Below are 1871 nucleotides of genomic sequence, written 5' to 3' on the forward strand. Positions count from 1 at the left end.
GGCGCCGCGCGCCCGCGGCGCGGCGCGCCAGGTGGGCGGCGCGCTGCGAGTGCTCGGCCGCCGACCGGCGGACCAGGTCCGCGGCGACGCGGTCGGTCGTCCCGTGCGGTCGCTTCATCGGACTGCCTCCTCGTCGTTCGCGCTGGTCGTTCCTCACCGGGTGCAGGCGCAGCGGCTCCGCCCTCACCGCCGGCGACCCGCCCGCCGACGTGCTCCCGGGCCCCGGACCGGCCTCCCCGAGCACCGCGAGGATGCGCAGGTGCTCCGAGAAGCGGTCCTCGACGCGGGCGTCGAGCAGCTGCTGGCGGTACCGCAGGTGGTGCGGCACCAGGTAGGCGATCCACAGCCCGGCCATGGCGATCGCCACGAGACCGGCCTGGTTCACGTCACGACCGTAGGCGCGCCGCCCACCCCGGGGTCGCAGGGGCCGCGGCGTGTCGGTCGAGAACTACAGCGGTGTCGTTCGGCGCCTCAGCGCCCGGCGGCCCGCCACCGTGCGAGCAGCCCGTCGGGGACCTCCTCGACCGTCACCGCGAAGGTGCGGTGGTCGCACCACGCGCCCTGGATGTGCAGGTAGCGCTCGCGCACGCCCTCGTCACGCAGGCCGAGCTTCTCGACGACGCGCAGGCTCGGCGCATTCTCCGGCCGGATGTTGATCTCGATCCGGTGCAGCCCCACCGGACCGAAGCAGTGGTCCACGGCCATCGCGACGGCGGTCGGGGTGATCCCGCGGCCCGCCACGTGCTCGCTGATCCAGTACCCGATGCTCGCCGAGCACAGCGAGCCGCGGACGATCGTCGAGACCGTGAGCTGGCCCACCAGCTCACCGCGGTACTCGATGACGAAGGGCAGCGCCGAGCCCTGCCGCGCCTGCGCCGCCAGGTTGCGCACGAACTCGGGGAAGCTCGGCGGCTGACCCGTCACGGGCTCCGGCGACGTCGCCTCCCACCGCTCGAGCCACGCGGCGTTCGTCATGCGCGCCCTCAGCCACGGGCGCGCGTCCCGCCGCCGCAGCGGGCGCAGGACGACGTCGTCCTCGCGCAGGATCACCGGCCACCCTCGCGCCACGTCAGCCTCCCAGGATCAGGCAGGCCAGCGTGTCACCCGCGCGCACGGTCGTCGTGTCCTCGCCGACGACGGCGAGCGCGTTGGCGGTCGCGAGGTCGGTGAGCGAGGGGTCGCGGGGGTCACCGACGGGCGTGACGACGTAGCCCTCGGTCGGGGACCCGGTCACGGTCGCGGGGACGAAGTGCCGCAGCCCGGCGGGCGACGCGAACGCCCGCGTCGCCGCCGCCTTCACCGACGGCCGGAAGAGCTCGGACTGACCCGCCATGGCGCGCAGGGCAGGCCGGACGAAGACCTCGTAGGAGATGAGCGCCTCCACCGGGTGGCCCGGCAGGGCGAACACGGGCACGCCGGCAGGCGCGTCCTGCCCCTGCCTGTCCGCGAGGTCCGCCAGGCCCGACGTCGGACGCCCCTCGGCGCCCGGCCAGAGCTCCTCCTGGTCGGAGGCCAGGACGGTGCCGAAGCCCTGCCGCCGGCCGGGGGCCATCGCCACGTGGTCGAAGCGCACGGTGCCGAGCGGCGCGAGCACGTCGGTCACGGTGTCCCACGGGCCGTCGCTGAGCCCTCCGGTGACGAGCAGCAGGTCGGCGCGCACGAGCTGGTCGGCGAGCACCTCGCGCAGGGCGGCGCGGTCGTCCCCGACCGGACCGACGCGCACAGCCGTCGCACCGGCCTCGCGCACGGCCGCCGCGAGGGCGTGCCCGTCCGCGTCGTGCACCCGGCCGTCGGCCAGGACGCGACCGGGCTCCACGAGCTCGTCGCCCACGGGCACCACGACGACGCGCGGCGCGGGGTGCACCCGCAGG

The 1871-nt window shown here is 76.0% G+C and carries 2 protein-coding genes and 1 pseudogene; all 3 read right to left on the reverse strand.

The window, feature by feature from the left end; all coding sequences use genetic code 11:
• Positions 1–385, reverse strand: a pseudogene (locus IDM29_RS16545) (hypothetical protein); the annotation flags it as partial.
• Between the two features lie 86 nt (positions 386–471).
• Positions 472–1068, reverse strand: coding sequence for a GNAT family N-acetyltransferase (locus IDM29_RS16550; RefSeq protein ID WP_182113231.1), 597 nt, complete (start codon positions 1066–1068; stop codon positions 472–474).
• Position 1069: 1 nt separating this feature from the next.
• On the reverse strand, positions 1070–1871 hold an 802-nt coding region (locus tag IDM29_RS16555), incomplete at its 5' end, for a molybdopterin-binding protein (RefSeq protein WP_255500380.1).

The sequence above is a fragment of the Actinotalea sp. JY-7885 genome (assembly GCF_014525465.1).
Taxonomy (GTDB): domain Bacteria; phylum Actinomycetota; class Actinomycetes; order Actinomycetales; family Cellulomonadaceae; genus Actinotalea.